The sequence below is a fragment of the Cytophaga hutchinsonii ATCC 33406 genome, assembly GCF_000014145.1.
Taxonomy (GTDB): domain Bacteria; phylum Bacteroidota; class Bacteroidia; order Cytophagales; family Cytophagaceae; genus Cytophaga; species Cytophaga hutchinsonii.
Genome location: NC_008255.1, coordinates 2,059,646 through 2,079,099 on the forward strand (window position 1 = coordinate 2,059,646; position 19,454 = coordinate 2,079,099).

Sequence of the window (19,454 nt, forward strand, 5' to 3'; positions counted from 1 at the left end):
TTCTTCTTTTTAAATTTAGAAAAACTGATTTGTTATTTCAGCGGCTCATAATACAAAATAACCGCACCGGATGTAAAGTTTTTTGTCTGTACCAATCTGAACATAGGCTTATCCTGGATATTCTTAAATAGAGGCAAACCACTGCCTGCAACAACCGGGTGCACACAGAGCTGAAATTCATCAATTAAATTCAGATTCATAGCAGCTACAATCATACCCGGACTGCACACATAAATATCTTTACCCGGCTGCTGTTTAAGTGCTGTAAGCTCTTCTTCAAGACTTCCTTTTGCCAGCGTTGCACTATTCCAACCTGTATCCTTCAGCGTATGAGAAAAGACAAGTTTAGGTACGCGGTCGATGGCAGCTGCAAATTCATCTGTAGCTTTTTTACCCGTAGGGTTTGCCCGTATGCTTTGCCAGTACTGCATCAGCTGGTATGTAACCCTGCCATACACGGCAACGCCGGTGTTATGCAGCAGGTCTGCGTAATGCTGGTGGATCTCTGCATCCGGATTAACTGCTGTATGGTCGCAATATCCATCAATCGTCATGTTGATGGCTGCAATTACTTTTCTCATAGGCTGTTTTTTTATTATTGATATTAAAAACTTCTTCAATGACGTGTCTCAGAACACAGCCTGCTGTCAGGTATGTTTTATATTCAGCTTCATTAAAATATCTGTTTAATAATGTCTTTAAAATTCTATTTCCAACGAAGGACGAATACGTATGTCTGGATGATTGCCGGAAGCAAAGAAATATACATTATATGGAATTTCATTTACCAGTTTCAATCTTAAACCAAAACGTTTACCGGCGGGTTTATCAATCATATGCTGTACCAGATTCGTTACATCCAGTTTTAAATAATCAGACTTGGGATTTTCTTTTTTATTGATCGTTACACGCTCCTGCCTATCAATATCGGGTTGCATGTTCCAGGTAACTGTTTTTTCATTCCAGTCAGAAACAATCTCTTCAATCATGAAACCAACTTCTGCTTTATTGCCTTGTCCTCCTAACCGGGCATCGTATCTGGATGTTGGATTAAAATACAGATTCAGATAAGCATGTTTAATTTTTGTATGCTGCACAATGTCTGCTGTATTAAAATCCAATACCACCCGATTTACATTTACTCCGCCATCTTGTGTCCAGGCATACAAATGTATATCCTCCAGTTCACCGTAATTATTTTCGGGAACAATTCTGCTGAACACAGCATCACCACGTACAGATTGGTAGGAATACCTTGTTACGGTATTTTCAGAAGTATGTATCGTATGCTTTTTTGAGCAGCCGATAACGAACAAAATAACTGATAAAAGAAAGAAAATATTTTTCATAAAAAGCTTATTGGAAAGGATTGAAAATAAAATGCCCCGATAAGTTATCGGGGCATTTATTGTATAAGAAGATATAAGAAGAAACTTACGCAAGAATACGTACCGGATCTTCAAGGTAGCTTTTTAATGTCTGTAAGAACGCTGAACCTACTGCACCATCTACTACACGGTGATCGCACGCTAAGGTTACTTTCATGATGTTACCAACTACAATCTGTCCGTTTTTAACGATCGGAGTCTGTTTGATACCGCCTACGGATAAGATACATGCATCCGGAGAGTTGATGATCGATGTAAACTCATCAATACCAAACATACCTAAGTTAGAGATCGTGAATGTATTGCCGGCCATGTCTGCAGGCTGTATTTTTTTGCTCTTTGCTTTACCGCCAAGTTCTTTTACTTCCTGAGAAATATGAGACAAGGATTTAGAATCTGCGAAACGTACTACCGGAACAACAAGTCCATCTTCAATAGCAATGGCAACACCAATGTGAATGTGGTGGTTCACACGGATTTTGTCTCCCTGCCACGAAGCGTTCACCATCGGGTGTTTGCGAAGCGCTGCTGCACTTGCACGGATCACCATATCATTGAATGAAACTTTCGCTGTAGCTACTTCATTGATGCTTGCACGTGCTTCTATCGCTTTATCCATGTTGATTTCCATGGTTAAATAGAAGTGCGGAGCAGTGAATAAGCTTTCAGATAAACGTTTCACGATTACTTTACGCATTTGTGAAACCGGTACTTCGTCAAAGCCTTCCTGACCAACTATGTTTGGTAATGAAGCTGCCGGAGCGCCGGAACCTTTAGCAGGAGCTGCTTCAGCCGGAGCCGCTTTAAAGTTTTCAATGTCGCGTTTTATAACACGGCCGTGATCTCCTGAACCTTTAACCTGTTTGATATCGATTCCTTTGTCTGAAGCAATTTTACGTGCCAGCGGAGAAATCTTGGCTCTTTCATCTGAAGAGGAAGAAGCCTGTGCTGCAGGAGCATTGTTTGATGCGGGTGCAGAAGCTGTTTCCTGTTTAGCCGGTTCGCTTGCTGCTGCCGGAGCTGCAGATGGCTTACCGCCGTTTTTATATGCGTTGATGATCGGTGTTACATCTGTTCCTTTTTCACCAATAATGGCAATCAGGCCGTCGATCTGAACCGCATCTCCTTCTTTTACTTCAATGTGAAGAAGTGTTCCGTCTTCATAAGATTCCATTTCCATGGTAGCCTTATCAGTAGCTACTTCTGCAAGTAACTCACCAGACTTAACTGCATCTCCAACTTTTTTATGCCATGCTACAATTGTCCCTTCAACCATTGTATCACTCATTTTAGGCATTAAGATCGCTTCTGCTTTGATAGAAGAAAGATCTACTGCAGGTGCAGCCTGTTTAGCCGCTTCCGCAGGCTTTTCAGCTTTTGGTACCTCTGCTTCTGCTTTAGCTTCTGTTTTTGGAGCCTCAGCTGGTGCACCGCCACCTTTGATTTCTTTAATTAAAGCATCAATATTTTCACCATCTTTACCAATTACTGCAATTACACCATCAATAGGTACTGCACTTTTTGCTTCAGCTGCTATATATAGGAGTGTTCCGTCTTCATAAGATTCCATTTCCATGGTAGCCTTATCCGTTTCAACTTCTGCTAAAAGGTCTCCGGATTTCACCTTATCTCCTACTTTTTTGTGCCATGCCGCGATAACACCTTCTGTCATGGTATCGCTCATTTTAGGCATTTTAATCAATTCTGCCATTATCTTTTATAGAGATTAAACGTATGCTTAGAACTCAAAAATACGTTTTTTACAATAAATTCCCACTACTAAGTATAGAATTTCTGTAGGTACTTTTGCGTAGCTGCTTATTTTTTTATTTTTAAAGAACCGACCTGTATTTAAAGAACTGTTTGTTAACGGATTGCTTTTTCAGCTACTTCCGGCTCGCGCACCCAATCTTTCAACAACAGGTATGGAATTTAGGTTTCAATCCGGTATTTGCTGCAGGCCGGCCAAATGTTGCTGATCATTGCTGCAGACAATTTTTATTTCCTGCACACTTCCTTCCAATACATATAAACATAGATTGGCGTGCTGAAACTGATCCATTTCAGCCAGGCTTGTTTTAGTAATCAGGCTCAATAAGATACGGATGGCTCTGCCGTGCATACACATGAGAATGGTTTCATAGGGAGAATTAAGAATTTCCGTTACAACGGGTTCCTGACGCTTCTGTACATCCAGCGGACTTTCACCACCCCACATTTTGAATTCAATATCGCCTTGCTGCCAGCGGGCCAGAAGATCTTTATATTCATTGTGTTCAGTGGCCGTTGCCAGTTTACCATCCATTTCGCCCCAGCTGATCTCATTCAAACCCGGACGGATGAAATGCGGAATCGGCTGATCAATAAAGGACTGTACAGATTCAATGCTTCTGTTCAAGGCAGATGTATATACCACATCAAACGGTATGTGCCTGTATGCCTGATAAAAGGCATCCGCCTGGGCACGTCCCGTGTCATTCAACGATGAATTTACTGCACTGCCTTGTACAATTCCCCTTTTATTGAATTCCGTTTGTCCGTGGCGGACGAGGTATATTTTTTTGGTACTCAAAATTATTCTACTTTTGTTAGCCTTCAATCTTGCTTACAAGTATAATGATAAATACAAACATAACACTTGAAGAATTAAATAAAATGAGTGTGAACACCATGGGTGAACACCTGGGAATTGTATTTACAGAAGTAGGTACCGATTATATCTGCGGCACCATGCCGGTAGATAACCGAACCAAGCAGCCGATGGGATTGTTACATGGCGGAGCATCCGGTGTATTAGCCGAAACACTTGGCAGCATCGGTTCGTATTTGTGTGTGGATATTAAAACGAAGGCCTGTGTGGGCCTCAACCTTTCGTGCAACCACATACGTGCGGCCAAGGACGGTCTGGTGACTGGTAAAGCTGTATTGATACATGAAGGCGGAAAAACACATATCTGGAATATTGATATAACAAACGATAAGCAGCAGCTTATCTGCAGCAGCAGATTAACGGTAATGGTGTTGGATAAAAAGTAGCATGAATTCTTCTACAATTGTACAGACAGACATATCCTCAACTCTTTGTAAACAGGATTTGATCAAAGGGAGTTTATACTCCGCGCTCAGGCATTCATATGCTATAGCGTGCTGGTCTAACCCTGAATCAAAAAACTGGGACATCTTAATCGACCCGCAGCCAACCTTGCTTGCGGAAAATAAAACACCTTACCTGCATAAACTTCCCTCCGGTTTTCTGATCGCACCGTTTAAATCAAACGCGGCAAAATATTTTATTCAGAACAAAATCCATATTCAGCTTGGAGATACCGTAAACTGCAGCGCACAGGCCGGACATGAATCTACGTTAGAAGATGTTCTGCAGACAAGCCGCTTAGCAAAAGATACTTCCTTATCGCTGGCAGATCTCTTACCTGAAAAAGAATTTCTCACCCAATCAGCTGATCAGGATTATATCAACGGTGTGGAAGCAGCCAAAGAAATTATTGTAAACAGTGAATTGCAGAAAGTGGTACTGGCGCGTTCCAAAGATAAGCAGGTAAACCTTGCCAATCTGGAAACCGTTGTATTAAACCTGCGCGAACATTATCCGCTTGCATATATAGGAATTTTCTTCCACCCCGAAACGGGATTGTGGATCAGCGCTACACCGGAACTGCTTTTATGTACCGATCGAAACGGCACGTTTAAAACCGTTGCACTAGCCGGTACGCAGAAATACAATCCGGAAATACCTATCCGGGATGTATCCTGGACACACAAAGAGATCGAGGAACAGGCGCTGGTGTGCCGATACATCATCAATTGTTTTAAGACAATCCGTTTACGCGAATATGTTGAACAGGGACCTCGAACGATACAGTCCGGCAGCCTGCTGCATTTAAAAACAGAATACACAGCCAATACATCGGAAGTAAATATGCAGGAACTGGGTACAACCATGCTGCAGCTGCTCCACCCCACTTCGGCTGTGTGCGGCATGCCTAAAAAACCAGCCATTGATTTTATTGAACGGCATGAGCAGTTCGACCGTAAATTATTCAGCGGTTATTCCGGACCTGTGAACATGGAAAAAGAAACCGCCTTATATGTAACGTTGCGCTGTGCACAGGTTCATGCAAACAGTATAACCTTGTACGCAGGTGCCGGCATCACGGCAGATTCAGTTCCTCAAAAAGAATTTGAAGAAACGAATCTGAAAATGAATGTAATTGGCAACGCTTTTAGTAATTTATAACTTCAACTTTACGCAACCGTTTTGCAAGCAATCTACGATATACCCGAAATACTCTTTCAGCATGGCGTAACAGATGTTGTACTTTCTCCGGGATCACGCTGTGCACCCTTAAGCATAGCCTTTTCCCGTCATAAAAAACTGCAGATAAAAGTTGTTCCTGACGAACGTTCGGCCGCATTCATTGCACTGGGTATGTCGCTGCAAACGCAGAAACCTACGGTATTGATCTGCACGTCAGGTTCTGCCTTATATAACTACGCGCCTGCCATTGTAGAAGCCTATTATCAGCGTGTACCGTTGATTGTACTGTCTGCAGACCGTCCGCCGGAATGGATCGACCAAAACGATGGACAAACGATTCGTCAGCAGGAAATATATGGGAAACACAGCAAAGCATTCTTCCAGTTATCTGCAGAGCACGAATTACCAGATACCCAATGGGAAACGTACCGCAAGGTAAACGAAGCGGTTTCCATTTCCGAAGCATATCCCAAAGGTCCGGTACACATCAATATTCCTTTCCGCGAGCCGTTTTATCCGAAAGGCGAGATTATGTTCTCCGGATCACCTACCGTTATTAAACGGGAACAGCCGCTTCATACATTAAGCGACGAGCAATGGAAAAGCATTCAGCACAAATTAGATTCGTATAAAAAAATACTTTTTGTCGGCGGACAACATCTGTACGACGAATCGCTTCGCTTAAAAATCGGTAACATCAAAGCACCATTTATTGGTGAAGTTGTATCAAACCTGCATGGCGTGCGCAATGTTATACATACGCACGACACCTTACTTACTTCTATCCCCTTAACCGATCTGGAAGAATTAAAACCCGACCTGGTTATCTCTTTTGGCGGCGCATTATTATCAAAATGGCTGAAGCAATTTATCCGCAGCAATGAATCCATTGATCATTGGTATGTAGGCCCGGATGTAACTACACCGGATGTATTTCAGCACTTGTGCCAGATCATTCCGGTACAATTAAATGAGTTCTTATCCAAAACAACTATAGCTTCCAATACGCAGGAACAATTCGTGCAACGCTGGATCCAGCAGCAGACACATATTATTCCGGCTATACGGGAATTCAATACGAAGGAAAAAGTCTTTAATGAATTTACAGCTGTATTTGATGTCTTAAATCATCTTCCTGCTTTTGCCAAACTGCATTTAGCCAACAGCATGTCGGTGCGTTACGCAAACACACTTGGTATTTCTCAGCGTAATGCCGAAGTATTTGCCAACAGAGGTACCAGCGGTATAGACGGTGTGATCAGCACGGCTTATGGGTATGCATTAAAAACTTCGCAACTGGTTACAATCATAACCGGCGATCTGGCATTTTTTTATGACCGCAATGCGTTCTGGAATAATTACAAGCCATCAAACTTACGCGTTGTATTATTAAACAACCACGGTGGCGGAATCTTCCGTATGATTGATGGCCCCTCGGCATTACCTGAGCTGGATGAACTTTTTGAAACAAAACAAACGTTAAGCGCAAGGTACCTTGCAACAGAGCATGGCCTGGAATATACGTTGTGTAAAAACTTAAATGGTTTGAATCAGGCGCTTGAAAGCTTCTTCCAGCCATCCATGTTCGGAAAGATTTTAGAAATTGAAACAGATTCAGTAAAAAATACTGAAGTTTTCAAACGATTCAAAAAGACGATACAGCAATCGTATTTATCTTAATAAATTTCAAATCACAAAAACCAATTCGCCGCGGCGAAAATAAAAAACAAGTCCCAAGCGGTCAAAACAAAACGTTTACTCTTGTCCGTTTGGGATTTGTTATTTGGAATTTGATTCATTCACTACGGCTCTTTTCAACGCCAGTACATATCCATAATGCAGGCCTTCATGAAAAACCATGAAATTGATACAGTCTTCTATGTTGCGGAGCTCCACTCCATAGCGATTTAGAAACGTTTTAAAATCTGAAAAATGCCCTTGTTCATAATCGCTTTCCATACGGTCGATGGTGGGTAACAACAACTGTTTTATTGTTTCGATCGCTGCGGATGAAATAGTACCAACGGGTTTTGTTTCCGGTTTAAACAGTTTCAAATAACCTTCATCCACAACGATAGGTTTGCCGGAACGTACATAACACAGCCCCTGCTGACTGGCAATCAAATGTCCGAGATTCCAGATAATATTATTGTTGTATCCTTCCGGAATCTTATTCAGCTGCTCATCAGTTAACTCACTTACAATACCAATAAGTGATTGTCGCCCTTTCCGAATAATTTCCAGTTGTGTTTTCATGGCATATCCGTTATTATAAAACTTCTTCAAATGTATTTCCCTGGCTCATGTCTCCTGTTTTAAACCCGCGGGTAAACCACTCGATCCGCTGTGCAGAGGTACCGTGGGTGAAGCCATCAGGCTGTACATAGCCACGTGCCATTTTTTGCAGGTGATCGTCTCCTACTGCACTTGCCGCACTGATTGCTTCTTCAATATCACCCGGCTCAAGCACGTGATTCATTTCTTCATTATGATGTGCCCATACACCCGCATAAAAATCAGCTTGCAACTCCAATGCAACGGATAATTTATTTGATTCTTTTTCACTGAGCTGCTGACGTTGATTATACACCTGTTCAGATGTTCCCAATAAATTCTGCACGTGGTGGCCGATCTCATGTGCAATCACGTAAGCAATAGCAAAATCCCCTCCTTCGGCACCATACTTATTTTTTAATTCATCAAAGAATGCTAAATCAATATATACCTTCTGATCTGCCGGGCAATAAAAGGGCCCGATTGAAGCACTTGCATTTCCGCAGCCCGATTCGGTTGCGTCTCTGTATAAAACCAATGTAGGCTCCACATACGTTTTACCAGCTTCGGCAAACAGCTTGTTCCAGACATCTTCGTTATCAGCCAGCATTACCCGAACCATCTTACCCATCTCCTCATCTTCTGCACTTAAGGGTTGTTCTGTCTGTGAAGTAGTATTTACCTGCTGCTCGATCTGACTTAATATCTGCGCACTGTCTCCTCCAAGAAACATCTGAACCAGAAAAAATACAATACCGATTGCACCACCGCCCAACGCGATTTTACCACCTGAAAAACCTCTGCGGTCATCTACATTTCCACTTTCTCTTCTATTCTGCCATTTCATATGTTTCGTGTTTAAAAGCGGGTATTATACCCTATAACTAATGTACATTAAATCTTTGATTTCTAAAAACAAAAAAGGCCTGATACAATGCATCAGGCCTTTTTTGTTTTTAGAACAAAGTAAATTATTTCTGCTTTTCAGTATAGTTTGATCCTTTGATCATTTCATCAAAATACAGAATAGACCAAACGATATTTGTTTTTTCAGAATAAGGAATAACATCATCTAAAGTTTCATTGAGTGAATTAACAAAATCCGCTTTGTTCTTCGCTTCTTTTTCAAGGTGTGCAATATTTACTTCTGTTTCAGGAATAGACATATCGTTGAATGTTGCGCCCGGCTCCGGATGCAAGGATAAGAATGGTAAAATTTCAATCAAATATGCCAGCCTTGATTTGTAAATACGGATCAAGTCAAGCTTAGGCATTTTATTCAATTCATCTTTTGTATAGTATTTTGTTATTTTAGGAATTTTAACAAACGCATGTGCGGTGTCTTTTCCCAATGCGTTAAAAGCCGGTGAAGAAGTAGTTGCCTGGTTCTGGTTCGTAAAGCTTAACAGCGCAAACATGCTCACTAAACCCAAAACAAATACTATTGACAGTTTTAGAATATTATTTTTCATATAATTAGTTAAATATTTTTAATATAGGGAATACGAAGTTAAGTAAAATATATTTCAATGATTTGAAGCAATCGCAGATACTTCATGAAAAGTTATCCACATTATTGATTCAATAGTAATCTTAATTTACTAAATAATAACAACTTAATACGAATAGTTTAAGCATTTTTTATTTTTTCTGATAACAAAAAGATAAAAATCGCGTAAAAGGATTTCCGTTTTAGATATCCTCTTCTTTTTATAGCCTTGATGTAGAGGTTTTGGCTCTGCTTTACCGAAAAAATCATCAAAACAAGGCAGCTGTTTTTTCTCTGCCTATCAAGTATAGCTCCCACATTTTACGGCTAAAATTAGCTATCTTTACACCCTTAAATTTATCTGCATGATTTCGATTGATGGACTGGCTGTTGCATTTAGCGGCAACACCTTATTTAGTGATGTTACCTTCAACATCAATGATAGTGATAGAATTGCCTTAATGGGTAAAAACGGAGCTGGTAAATCTACCATGCTGAAAATTATTGCAGGCGTTGATAAACCAACACGCGGAAAAATTACCGCACCGAATGGAGCTGTAATTGCCTACCTTCCCCAGCATTTATTGGTTAAAGATGACAGTACTGTTTTTGAGGAAACCTCTAAAGCCTTTGCAACGGTTCTGGCTTTAAAAAAAGAAATTGATGAATTAAACCATCAGCTGGAAACGCGTACAGATTATGAATCTGATGCGTATATGAAAATTATTGAACGCGTATCTGAAGTAAGTGAACAATATTATTCGATTGAAGAAGTAAATTTTGATGCCGAAGTAGAAAAAACATTATTGGGTTTAGGTTTTTTACGTGAAGACTTTACCCGCCCTTGTGCAGAGTTCAGCGGAGGTTGGAGAATGCGTATTGAACTGGCCAAAATTCTTCTGCAAAAACCGGATCTTATTTTATTGGATGAGCCTACCAACCACCTGGATATTGAATCGATTCAGTGGCTGGAGGATTTCCTGGTAAATAACGCAAAGGCTGTAATGGTTATTTCTCACGATAAAGCATTCGTTGATAACATTACAAACCGCACCATTGAAGTAACAATGGGCCGGATTTACGATTACAAAGTAAATTATTCTCACTACCTGGAACTACGTAAAGAACGCCGTCAGCATCAGCAGAAAGCGTTTGACGAGCAGCAGCGTTTTATTGCAGATACAACAGAGTTTATCGAACGCTTCAAAGGTACTTATTCCAAAACACTTCAGGTACAGTCGCGTGTTAAAATGCTTGAAAAGCTGGAACCGATTGAAGTAGATGAAGTGGATACTTCGGCATTGAGTCTGAAATTTCCTCCTGCTCCGCGCTCCGGCAACTATCCGTTGATTGTAACGGAACTTACTAAAAAATATGGTGACCACACGGTATTTCAAAATGCATCTCTCACAATTGAGCGTGGCGAAAAAGTTGCTTTTGTAGGCAAAAACGGTGAGGGTAAATCAACACTTATCAAAGCGATCATGTCTCAGATAGATTATGAAGGTGGTTTGGAACTGGGTCACAACAGCATGATCGGGTATTTTGCCCAAAATCAGGCGTCGCTGCTGGATGAAGATTTAACCGTTTTTCAAACGGTAGATAATATAGCTATCGGTGATATACGTACCAAAATCCGCGATATCTTAGGCGCGTTTATGTTTGGCGGCGAAGCTTCTGCTAAAAAAGTTAAGGTGCTTTCCGGTGGAGAAAAGACACGTTTGGCTATGATCAAATTACTGCTTGAACCTGTAAACCTGTTAATTCTTGATGAACCTACCAATCACCTGGATATTAAAACAAAAGATATTCTGAAAGAAGCGCTTGTTGCATTTGACGGTACCATCATTCTGGTTTCGCACGACAGGGATTTCTTAAACGGATTAGCAACAAAAGTATTTGAATTCGGAAACAAACGGATCAAAGAACACTTTGAAGATATCAACGGATTTTTGCGCAATAAAAAAATGGACAATCTAAAAGAGATTGAACGCAAGGCAAAATAATTTATAACACACTATAAATCCCAACTATTGTGAAAAATATAACAATGGTTGGGATTTTTCGTTTTTATGAAACAACTTAGCAATACGAATTACATACTTCTTACGTTAATACTACGTATAACGTATTAGTTACCTATATGACTAAAATACCGGCGTTTGTTTTTCTATGTTTCCTTTCTCTGACAGGTTTCTGCCAGACGGATACGATTTTTTCCAGGTCAGGTAAAATAGTCTGCAAAGTTTTGAAAATAAAAGTAGACTCTATCATCTATGTAACAACAGCTTCTGAAAAGCATCAATCGATTTTCAAAAAAGAAGTTGATAAAATCATTTATAAAAACGGAAAAACAGTTTCTATTAAAAATGAACGTAGTGTACAGCAGATCGAAGGCATTTCAAATTTTGAAGATGTTGTTATTACGATGAATGAATCAGAAATAAAATCGTATCGAAAAATACGTGATGTAGAGGCAAAATACACTTTTTCCAGCGATCCTAAGCAGGCTGATAAAAATCTGGATAAATCACTGCGCGTGTTAAAGATCCAGGCCGCTATGCAAGGCGCTAATATTATTTACCTTCCGGATTATGTTACACAAATAACGGATACTACAAATAAGCAGTTAACCGGTGTTGCCTATTGCAGTGCCCTGCCTTCCGTTGAATTATTTGAAAAATTAACGGAAAACAAAAACAACTTTAAATCTACCGATCAGTGGTACATGTATGCAGGTAAAACGGATGTGTATCAGCTGGTATACAACGGTACATTCCGGATAGATGAAATATATACCGAAAATGATATCATTACCATTACAGGAGAATTAAAAAGTTTTCCAAAGGTTACCAGTTTCAGGCTAATATCTCTAACAACCAAAGCCTTTATGTTATATTTTGAAGTGGGTACAATTGCTTATAACGTACGCGTTAATTTATAAGCGTTACTGCAGTTACACATATTGAAAAAGGCTCTCCGAGTTACGAAGAGCCTTTTTCAGTATTTAATTTCAATAGGTAATTTTTTAAATATCTTCTCCACGGCATTCTGAATCAATAATGGTATGTCGGTTGTTATATCCATATTATCGTCATTTGCACCGCCTCCCCAAAGATATTTACGTGTTTTGGTATCATACATGTTGATAATCAATGCGCCCTTTTCAACATGATGTTCCGTAATTTTTCCACCGGCAACAGGAACCGAAACACCTGCACCGTAATAATACCCCCCCCAATAACCGGCTGCGTTAGCAGGATACTGGTTTGTTGGAACAGATTGCCCCATATTATACCCATTAGGGTCAAAAGCAGGTCCGCCATAATAATTCTGCCCGTAATAGGCCGGCGCATATACCGCAACACCAACGCTTGTTACAGGCGATTGTTTGTATTCTATTGTTTCATTTAAACGGGTATCAAACATAAAAACAACATCGGGATTAACCGTGTCCAGTACCATACCTTTTTTAAACAATTCCTGGTCACATACTTTTACGATGTAATTTCCGTAAGGCTTGTCTTTCCTGTGCATATTGATAACGGTATCGTAAGGTGCTATCCAGGCAAAGGTTTTATAGTTGGAAAAATCTGTTTTTTTATCATAACTGGTGAAAACCTTGACCTTACACGTATAGGATGCCAATGCAACCGTGCACAGCACAAGAATAGTGAAAAATATTTTTTTCATGTAGGAATTGGTAACTATCTAATATGGCAAAGGTACTCATTTAAACGGACATACAAATGTTTAGCCCAGAAGATGGAAATCGGAGGCTATCAATTCATTTCCATTTACAACAATAGCAATGGTATGCTTCCCCGCATAATGTTTTCTTGTAGTTAAATCTTTAAATGAAAGTTTTTTGTTAAATGAAACCCGTTTACCTTTCTGGTAAGTATTTTCTGTAATCTTAAAAAGTTTGCGGCTGGGCTTCCCGCCTGCTTTTACATAATAAACGGCAAATTCGATCCGCAGCTTCGCATCTGCTTTGGAGCCGGTATCCAGATCAAAAGCGAAAGACAACGTATCTCCTATTTTGATCTTATTTTTTATCAGGGTCAGATTTGAAACGGTACAAGCAAGTGTTGTCTGTAAGCCAAATAAACCCAGCACTTCTGCATGTGCTTTTTTCAGCAGTGTACGGGCACCGTGCTTAATGATCCAGTCTGTGTATGGCGAAACGCCCTGCCATTTTTTAATCAGGTCAATCACCACCTCCGGATTATCCTTTGCGATATCATTTAAATTGTTTGCTACACTCTTACGCACATACAACGATTCATCTGTTTTCAGATTTTCAAGAACAGGTAAAATCAAGGACGGGTCTTTTTTGAATGCAGGAAGCGCCATACCCCATGGCAACCGGGGTCGGCAGCCTTCGCTGGAAAAACGCCTTACACTGGCATGTTTATGTTTCGACCATTTAAGCATGTACTTCATTACCTTCTCCGGATGTTTGATCAGAAAAGGACGGATCGCAAATTCACAGCTGGTATATTGTGTAATTTCTTCAATTGCTTTCATGGATAGCACCACATCGTGCTGACCATATATTTCAACATATTCGGCCAAAAATAAATATTCGAAACTCTGATGGTTATCTCTGTCCGCTTTTAACAAATGCACCAACGCTATAATTGTTTCAATATCCTTTGCATAGGCTTGATGCAGCTGCTGATGCAGCACATGTGCCAGATGCTTCATCCGCTGCTTCAATTCACGGTTATCCCATTCGGCATCAAAAACAGCAGCAGCGAATGCTTTTTTATTCAAAGACGGATGAACCTTTTTCAAAAAAGCAATTAACGAATCTATAAAGGCCGGTGAATAAACGTATTTTAATGGTTCCATGAAATGGTTTGTGATAGTAAGTAATTAATCGGGAATTAAATCGCAGTACCAGAAACCTTTTGTTGGTACAGTTGATTGACAGACATCATCCAGCGAATAGTCTAAGGGTTTATATATTTTTTCACCGGTAGAAACAGTAATTGCTTTTTGAAATAATGGCCCGTCGTAACAAAACGTATGATACTCTCCGTTCTCTCCGCAAGGATCTACATGGCCGGGTAACTGAGCAATAAATACAGCATCAATTTCTCTTCCTGCCCAGGTTTCATCGAGGTACCCATCGTTGATGCAACAGAGAATGGTCTTGAATTTTTTACGTATGAAATCCCGGATCAATATTCCGGTATCCATTTTCCATAAGGGAAATACAGCCTGTAAGCCAACTTTGTCCAAATTGTTTTCCCGGTATGTGCGTAAATCTTCCAGGAAAATATCACCAAAGATCACATGTGTGATTCCTTCTTCCTTTGCTTTAAGCAGCGTTGTTTCCATCAGCTGTTCGTATTCGCTGTTAGTACCTTCTTTAATGCGGATCTTTATACAAGGAATGCCGATGGATTCTGTCTGTTTATCCAGCAATGTTTCGCGCACGCCATGCATCGAAATCCGTTTGAATGTATCATTAACGGTAGTAAGTAAGTAGCAAACATCAAATTGCTTTTCCAACAATACCTTATGCAGGCAATAAGCAGAATCTTTTCCGCCGCTCCAGCAAAACAATGCTTTGGGCAGTATGGCAGAATTACTTTTTAAACCCATACGGACAATGTCTGCAACCGTTCTTACAACAGCTGCCGCGTTTTAAATGATAGTTTTCAGTAAATACATAAAAGCCATTTTCAATGTAATAATCTTCCTGCCCCTGTTGTTTGCACGAAGCTGTCTCTGTTTTTTCAAGGGTGTTTTTTAAACACGCTTCACACATACAATCTTTTCCTTCTGCAATAGCCTCTAGCGGAATATAATCCATGCACCAGCACGTATCAGCCTCGCTTCCACAAGTAAGGCTGATACCACAGGTAGAGCATAATTTATCCTGCATCATTTTTATTTAGCAAGCGGCAATGCATTAAACCGTTCATATGTTTTTTTATACAGTGTACTGCCGAGGAGTATATAAAAGGCAATGCCGCCCCATATGCAACTGTAAAGGATCATATCTGCAAGGGCCCTGCGCTCGTCACAAAGCTGCTGATGCGTGTTACAATATTCATAATCTAATTTACCTACCTCCATATATTCGTAGAAATAAAGAAAAAAGAATAAAGGCGCGTATGCAAAGGTAGCATTGGATACCAGAACAAAAATTGTTTTCAGAGATGAAAAATGTTTTGCTTTCGGCTCTAAAAAGCTAAAATAAATGCCTGTTAGAAATACCAGCAGTACAACATGTATTCCAAAATCTTCTTTTCCGCTAAACACAACCGTTAAAATAATTACAGCAAGCGCCAGTAAACCTGTATAAACAAACATGAGTATAAACTCACGTAAGCGTGTATTTTTAAAAAGAAACAATAATACGGAAAAACATAAGGCTACGTGAAACGCAATGATGAAACGTAAAAATACATTGTGCCATTTGCGGTATCTTGCTTCGGAGATCGTACTATGAACTTCACTTATCCGGTAACCATCCACTTGTGTTGAATTATCTGTCGCTTCAAGCTCTCCATCTACAGTGGTAACAGGATAGTCTCTGGAAATACCATCCATACTCGTAACAACCGGACTGAATCTGTTTGATTTATATTTGTTCAGGGTTTCTTCCGGACTGTCAAAATAGGTATCTGAATAGTTATAACTATATTTTTTATAGAGCTTTAAAAAAACTGAAATATCACGCAAACGTTCTGCATCGGTTTTCTTTTGCAGCTGATACGTTTCAAAATACAATGTATCTACCGGCTTGTAACTTCCATCTGCATTATAATTATAATATACCTCTGTAATATAATTATCTTCTGTCAGGTATAATTTCGGACAGCCAATTACATCACGTGTATATTTTGAATCAATCATTTCAGAATCATATAAAAAGAAATTCCGCATGGCTGGTTTTACACGTTCAATGTAATACGTTTCAGCAGCATTTCCATTTGATTCCCTGTAAATTGCATACCCATATTCTTCTAAAAATTCATAATGTAAAAAAGAGGAATCAGAAGGAAAATATCGGTAAGAAGGTTCTTTTCCCATAAAATAAAAACTTGCCTGGTTATAGATTACTGCTTCGTTTCTGATCTCTTCATCGGTCATTAATTTTGATTTGCGTATATCAACAATCAAGGGATAGAATATAATATGCAGCATGCATAACAGGAATACATATAAATAAGCCAGCTGTTCTTTAAACCCGTTAAGGACTACCCGTTTTCCGAATGTTTTGGTAACATTAAATTGTATCAGGATATAAACGAATAAAAATGCTTCCAGAACAGCTGTTAATACAGCAATTAAGATCACGCCAATAATATCATCGTCTCCTGTATTATCCAGCTTCACCAGAAAAGGAATCGGCAGCGTAATCAATGTAATAAGAAACCACGACCAGGTAATTGTAGGCAATTGGAGCTGCCAGCCTAAAGGTGCGTTTTTCAATAAATACGCATCAAATGAACGTATAAATGATGGAGTAATGTTATATAAGAATTTTCTCATGATGCCTTCGTGTAAACTATTATAATTGAAAAAGCTGTTTCGTTGAGGTACTGATATCTCTGAAATATTTAATGGTATATCCATTTGAGATTAGCATGCTTAACACATCAGCCGCAGTAATTGCTGTGTTTGTGCGTACAATAATAGTGATGCCGCTTTCTGAAAACTGAACGGCATGATTTGAAAATATCGGCTGTAATTCTTTGCTTGTAAAATTACCGGAAAGTTCGAACACATTTTCATCGCGCTCCTGCATAAAAGCATTCATAGCTCCGCTGTAATCACAACGGCCGTTCCGCAGAAATATAATGTTATCTGCTACATGTTCCACTTCGTGTAGTTGTTGCGAACTTAAAATTACACTTACCGGATTTTTGATTGAACTGGCCATGGATTTAAAATCCTGCAGGATCCATTCCTGCGCATTGATATCCAGATTGGCAAGCGGTTCATCCAGCACTAATATCCTGGGCGACCATACCAGCATCTTTGCTAATTCAAAACGCAATTTGTATCCGCTCGATAATTCTTTCCAGCCCAAATGTGCAAAGTTGGATAAGCCCATTCGATGAATAACAAACTCAACGATCTTTTCATTTTCTTCACCAACGATATTATGAATAGTAGCTGCATAATGCAGGTTCTCACGCAATGTTCCCTGCCAGCTTTCAAGGCGCTGCGGTATATAAGCGATGCGGTGTTTGATCAGGTAATCCTCTGTCGTTTCCTGCCCATCAAACTGATATTGCAGCACACCTTCATCATAGCTCAGCAAACGTGCAAGGATGCGCAGCAGTGTCGTCTTTCCGTTACCGTTCTCTCCTACAATACCGGTGATCTCGCCGGCGTTTAAAACCGTACTTACCGGACCCAGTTTAAAATTTCCTTTCTGAGAATATTTTTTAACCACATCAACGGCGTTTAAAACCGGAGTATTCGGATAATTGGCAACCAGCTTACGTTCTAATTCTTCATAAGAATATGCGCTTATGCGATTAAAAATAACAGTGCCCTGTTGCAGGATATTAACCGCGTCTTCTTCTGTTATATCCGACTCTCCCAGCCGTCTCAGCGAATTGTATGTACTCCGCAGCTGAACAGCTTCTTCCAGGTCAGTAGCAACAACTGTGTAATCACGAATAAAATCCATCAGACTGCACGTTGTCCGGTGACACTCTTTATTTATTATAGAGCGTTCAATCTGAGACAACCGAAACGCCGCATTTATTATACCCATAAAATATGACCGATAAAATAATATGTAAACTTGTAAACGAACATAATCAAAATAACCAGTTTCTTAAAGTAATAATCCACGAATAATAGCAAGAGTTATTCACCATTCACGTTAAGTATGCGCAACATCCACTGAAAGAAATAATAGATGCATAGTTGTGAATTTGTTACGACTAAACAGTATTTTTTACGTTTGCTTTCAGTACGTTAATTGAACGAATTTGCTGTAGAATACATATATATGTAGAAAATTAAATATCCCGAAGACATATCAAGTAATCTTTTTTATCTCTATTTTCGAATATTCATTTACAATAAGTTATGTCAAAGGGAGAATCGAATATTGCGATTGTTGGGGCGTTTACAGCCAATTTATTAATTGCAGTCATAAAGTTTATTGCAGCAGCTATTACCGGAAGTTCAGCTATGTTATCGGAAGGCATACACTCCCTGGTTGATACAGGTAATACAGGTTTGCTTTTATTTGGCGATTATCGCAGTAAAAAGAAACCTACACCAAGCCATCCTTTTGGTTATGGCCGTGAGCTTTATTTCTGGAGTCTTGTTGTTGCGATCTCGCTTTTTGCCATAGGTGGCGGTATGTCTATCTATGAAGGGATCCTACACATTCAGCACCCGGAAAAAATGGAAGATCCGTTCTGGAATTATATTGTGATCGCTGTAGCCTTTGTATTAAGCGGCGGTTCATTATATGTAGCGGTAAAAAAGTTTCTGGAAGACAATCCGGATAAATCATTCTGGAGAGCCATTAAAGAAAGTAAAGATCCGGGAACGTTCAGTATTCTGTTTGAAGATACAGCAGACATTTTAGGTCTGATCGTCGCTTTTTTAGGTGTTTACCTGGGGCATACCTTAAACAATCCATACATTGATGGCGCTGCCTCTATTGTGATCGGTTTGATCTTATCCAGCCTGTCTTTAATGCTTGCGTATGAAACAAAAAGTTTGCTGATCGGCGAGAGTGCCGACGAAACACTGATCAACGAAATTGTGCTGCTTGTAAAAGAAAACCCTGCGGTTGTAAACGTAAGAAGTCCGTTAACACTGCACTTCGGACCAAAAGATATTTTACTTGCGTTAGATATTCAGTTTGACGAAAAATTAATGATGAATGAAGTTGCTACCTATATTGATGAAATCGAACACAATGTCCGCGCTAAATTTCCGGAGATTAAGCGCATCTACATTGAGATCAAATCGATCACTTATTTTTCAACTTCGACTCATAAGCCCGTTTAATAAGAGTACCGGAAGA

The 19,454-nt window shown here is 39.7% G+C and carries 19 protein-coding genes; 6 read left to right on the forward strand and 13 right to left on the reverse strand.

Going from position 1 to position 19,454, the window contains the following annotated elements:
- Window positions 1-32: 32 nt before the first annotated feature.
- The 4 genes from CHU_RS08560 to CHU_RS08575 all read right to left on the reverse strand — a co-directional run bounded on the left by CHU_RS08560 (window position 33) and on the right by CHU_RS08575 (window position 3,960).
- Entirely contained in the window at window positions 33-581 is a 549-nt protein-coding gene (locus CHU_RS08560; RefSeq protein ID WP_011585137.1) for a dihydrofolate reductase family protein, read from the reverse strand.
- Between the two features lie 117 nt (window positions 582-698).
- A complete protein-coding gene (locus CHU_RS08565) occupies window positions 699-1,349 on the reverse strand; it encodes a DNRLRE domain-containing protein (protein WP_143144045.1) in 651 nt (216 codons plus the stop codon).
- Between the two features lie 85 nt (window positions 1,350-1,434).
- Window positions 1,435-3,099 (reverse strand): pyruvate dehydrogenase complex dihydrolipoamide acetyltransferase, encoded by a 1,665-nt coding sequence (locus tag CHU_RS08570; protein ID WP_011585139.1) that lies wholly within the window; start codon window positions 3,097-3,099, stop codon window positions 1,435-1,437.
- Between the two features lie 228 nt (window positions 3,100-3,327).
- The gene (locus CHU_RS08575) at window positions 3,328-3,960 is read right to left on the reverse strand and encodes a histidine phosphatase family protein (protein ID WP_041932287.1); all 633 of its coding nucleotides are present in this window, start codon (window positions 3,958-3,960) and stop codon (window positions 3,328-3,330) included.
- Window positions 3,961-4,004: 44 nt separating this feature from the next.
- Between CHU_RS08575 and CHU_RS08580 the strand changes: the two genes are divergently transcribed.
- Genes CHU_RS08580 through menD form a run of 3 tightly spaced genes read left to right on the forward strand, consistent with a single transcriptional unit; the run spans window position 4,005 to window position 7,344 of the window.
- Window positions 4,005-4,424: a hotdog fold thioesterase gene (locus CHU_RS08580; protein ID WP_041932288.1), complete on the forward strand. Its 420-nt coding sequence runs from the start codon at window positions 4,005-4,007 to the stop codon at window positions 4,422-4,424.
- Window position 4,425: 1 nt separating this feature from the next.
- Complete coding sequence (locus tag CHU_RS08585) at window positions 4,426-5,643, forward strand: chorismate-binding protein (protein WP_011585142.1); 1,218 nt, start codon at window positions 4,426-4,428, stop codon at window positions 5,641-5,643.
- Window positions 5,644-5,664: 21 nt separating this feature from the next.
- Window positions 5,665-7,344 carry a 2-succinyl-5-enolpyruvyl-6-hydroxy-3-cyclohexene-1-carboxylic-acid synthase gene (gene menD, locus CHU_RS08590; protein ID WP_011585143.1) on the forward strand — a complete coding sequence of 560 codons (1,680 nt, stop codon included), beginning with the start codon at window positions 5,665-5,667 and terminating at the stop codon, window positions 7,342-7,344.
- Between the two features lie 99 nt (window positions 7,345-7,443).
- Here menD and CHU_RS08595 read toward each other — a convergent pair whose 3' ends face one another.
- From CHU_RS08595 to CHU_RS08605, 3 genes are all read right to left on the reverse strand, one after another.
- Complete coding sequence (locus CHU_RS08595) at window positions 7,444-7,920, reverse strand: DinB family protein (protein WP_011585144.1); 477 nt, start codon at window positions 7,918-7,920, stop codon at window positions 7,444-7,446.
- Between the two features lie 13 nt (window positions 7,921-7,933).
- Window positions 7,934-8,785, reverse strand: a complete 852-nt coding sequence (locus CHU_RS08600; protein ID WP_011585145.1) for a KPN_02809 family neutral zinc metallopeptidase — start codon at window positions 8,783-8,785, stop codon at window positions 7,934-7,936.
- 124 nt (window positions 8,786-8,909) lie between these two features.
- Complete coding sequence (locus CHU_RS08605; protein WP_011585146.1) at window positions 8,910-9,410, reverse strand: hypothetical protein; 501 nt, start codon at window positions 9,408-9,410, stop codon at window positions 8,910-8,912.
- A gap of 382 nt (window positions 9,411-9,792) precedes the next feature.
- Between CHU_RS08605 and CHU_RS08610 the strand changes: the two genes are divergently transcribed.
- A complete protein-coding gene (locus CHU_RS08610) occupies window positions 9,793-11,433 on the forward strand; it encodes an ABC-F family ATP-binding cassette domain-containing protein (RefSeq protein WP_011585147.1) in 1,641 nt (546 codons plus the stop codon).
- A 137-nt stretch (window positions 11,434-11,570) separates the two neighbouring features.
- The gene (locus CHU_RS08615; protein WP_011585148.1) at window positions 11,571-12,371 is read left to right on the forward strand and encodes a hypothetical protein; all 801 of its coding nucleotides are present in this window, start codon (window positions 11,571-11,573) and stop codon (window positions 12,369-12,371) included.
- Between the two features lie 56 nt (window positions 12,372-12,427).
- Here CHU_RS08615 and CHU_RS08620 read toward each other — a convergent pair whose 3' ends face one another.
- From CHU_RS08620 to CHU_RS08645, 6 genes are read right to left on the reverse strand one after another with little or no spacing between them, the layout of a single operon-like run.
- Entirely contained in the window at window positions 12,428-13,120 is a 693-nt protein-coding gene (locus CHU_RS08620) for a DUF4136 domain-containing protein (protein ID WP_011585149.1), read from the reverse strand.
- Window positions 13,121-13,180: 60 nt separating this feature from the next.
- Window positions 13,181-14,284, reverse strand: a complete 1,104-nt coding sequence (locus CHU_RS08625; protein ID WP_011585150.1) for a DNA alkylation repair protein — start codon at window positions 14,282-14,284, stop codon at window positions 13,181-13,183.
- Between the two features lie 24 nt (window positions 14,285-14,308).
- A complete protein-coding gene (locus tag CHU_RS08630; protein ID WP_011585151.1) occupies window positions 14,309-15,043 on the reverse strand; it encodes a diphthine--ammonia ligase in 735 nt (244 codons plus the stop codon).
- Window positions 15,027-15,329 (reverse strand): DUF5522 domain-containing protein, encoded by a 303-nt coding sequence (locus CHU_RS19725; RefSeq protein ID WP_011585152.1) that lies wholly within the window; start codon window positions 15,327-15,329, stop codon window positions 15,027-15,029. Before CHU_RS19725 ends, CHU_RS08630 begins: the two co-directional genes overlap by 17 nt.
- 2 nt (window positions 15,330-15,331) lie before the next feature.
- Window positions 15,332-16,942 carry a hypothetical protein gene (locus CHU_RS08640; protein ID WP_041932289.1) on the reverse strand — a complete coding sequence of 537 codons (1,611 nt, stop codon included), beginning with the start codon at window positions 16,940-16,942 and terminating at the stop codon, window positions 15,332-15,334.
- A gap of 19 nt (window positions 16,943-16,961) precedes the next feature.
- Window positions 16,962-18,179, reverse strand: coding sequence for an ABC transporter ATP-binding protein (locus CHU_RS08645; RefSeq protein WP_081428656.1), 1,218 nt, complete (start codon window positions 18,177-18,179; stop codon window positions 16,962-16,964).
- A gap of 320 nt (window positions 18,180-18,499) precedes the next feature.
- Here CHU_RS08645 and CHU_RS08650 point away from each other — a divergent pair, with 320 nt between their 5' ends.
- Window positions 18,500-19,438 carry a cation diffusion facilitator family transporter gene (locus tag CHU_RS08650; RefSeq protein WP_011585155.1) on the forward strand — a complete coding sequence of 313 codons (939 nt, stop codon included), beginning with the start codon at window positions 18,500-18,502 and terminating at the stop codon, window positions 19,436-19,438.
- Window positions 19,439-19,454 lie beyond the last annotated feature (16 nt).

Excerpts from the sequence above, each read along its gene's own strand:
- CHU_RS08560 (WP_011585137.1), bottom strand. The coding sequence starts at position 581 with ATGAGAAAAGTAATTGCAGCCATCAACATGACGATTGATGGATATTGC.
- CHU_RS08565 (WP_143144045.1), bottom strand. The coding sequence starts at position 1,349 with ATGAAAAATATTTTCTTTCTTTTATCAGTTATTTTGTTCGTTATCGGC.
- CHU_RS08570 (WP_011585139.1), bottom strand. The coding sequence starts at position 3,099 with ATGGCAGAATTGATTAAAATGCCTAAAATGAGCGATACCATGACAGAA.
- CHU_RS08580 (WP_041932288.1), top strand. The coding sequence starts at position 4,005 with ATGATAAATACAAACATAACACTTGAAGAATTAAATAAAATGAGTGTG.
- CHU_RS08585 (WP_011585142.1), top strand. The coding sequence starts at position 4,426 with ATGAATTCTTCTACAATTGTACAGACAGACATATCCTCAACTCTTTGT.
- CHU_RS08595 (WP_011585144.1), bottom strand. The coding sequence starts at position 7,920 with ATGAAAACACAACTGGAAATTATTCGGAAAGGGCGACAATCACTTATT.
- CHU_RS08600 (WP_011585145.1), bottom strand. The coding sequence starts at position 8,785 with ATGAAATGGCAGAATAGAAGAGAAAGTGGAAATGTAGATGACCGCAGA.
- CHU_RS08605 (WP_011585146.1), bottom strand. The coding sequence starts at position 9,410 with ATGAAAAATAATATTCTAAAACTGTCAATAGTATTTGTTTTGGGTTTA.
- CHU_RS08610 (WP_011585147.1), top strand. The coding sequence starts at position 9,793 with ATGATTTCGATTGATGGACTGGCTGTTGCATTTAGCGGCAACACCTTA.
- CHU_RS08615 (WP_011585148.1), top strand. The coding sequence starts at position 11,571 with ATGACTAAAATACCGGCGTTTGTTTTTCTATGTTTCCTTTCTCTGACA.
- CHU_RS08620 (WP_011585149.1), bottom strand. The coding sequence starts at position 13,120 with ATGAAAAAAATATTTTTCACTATTCTTGTGCTGTGCACGGTTGCATTG.
- CHU_RS08625 (WP_011585150.1), bottom strand. The coding sequence starts at position 14,284 with ATGGAACCATTAAAATACGTTTATTCACCGGCCTTTATAGATTCGTTA.
- CHU_RS08630 (WP_011585151.1), bottom strand. The coding sequence starts at position 15,043 with ATGGGTTTAAAAAGTAATTCTGCCATACTGCCCAAAGCATTGTTTTGC.
- CHU_RS19725 (WP_011585152.1), bottom strand. The coding sequence starts at position 15,329 with ATGATGCAGGATAAATTATGCTCTACCTGTGGTATCAGCCTTACTTGT.
- CHU_RS08640 (WP_041932289.1), bottom strand. The coding sequence starts at position 16,942 with ATGAGAAAATTCTTATATAACATTACTCCATCATTTATACGTTCATTT.
- CHU_RS08645 (WP_081428656.1), bottom strand. The coding sequence starts at position 18,179 with ATGGGTATAATAAATGCGGCGTTTCGGTTGTCTCAGATTGAACGCTCT.
- CHU_RS08650 (WP_011585155.1), top strand. The coding sequence starts at position 18,500 with ATGTCAAAGGGAGAATCGAATATTGCGATTGTTGGGGCGTTTACAGCC.